At 55.1% G+C, this 408-nt stretch carries 1 protein-coding gene; it reads right to left on the bottom strand.

Going from position 1 to position 408, the window contains the following annotated elements:
• Positions 1 to 408 (bottom strand): transposase (locus tag HMPREF2565_RS13280; protein WP_210385862.1); only part of this gene is annotated, 408 nt, incomplete at both ends.

Here is a 408-nt window from a genome sequence, read left to right on the forward strand (position 1 = left end):
GGGGCTGACCCATTTCGGTACTTGGCCTGCTGGTATAGCACTGCGGTAGGTTCGCTCTTTAAGCCAATCAGCAAAGGTAATGCGGGTGTGGTGGACTGCAGCTGTAAACCGCGCAGCATCCTCGGGATTGCGTACTTGGACAAGCATGTAGCCCAGTTTCCGGATTGCTTTATGCGCTGGGTGAATCGGGTTGCGGCTGATATCAGCAAAAGTGTTGCGTTGGACGTGAACTAAGCAACGCTGGATGGTCACATCGGGCCATTTAATACGCAGTGCCTTGAGTGCTCCGCCTGCCCCGTCGGTGGTGACGATGAGTGGTTGCGCGATTTTGTCGAGCAGTTTCAGGTACTCGTATGAGCTTTCGCGCAGGCACCAATGCCAGGCGATGACGTGTGTATTGGTGCAGGC

Source organism: Corynebacterium sp. HMSC072A04 (assembly GCF_001809235.1).
Taxonomy (GTDB): Bacteria; Actinomycetota; Actinomycetes; order Mycobacteriales; family Mycobacteriaceae; genus Corynebacterium; species Corynebacterium hiratae.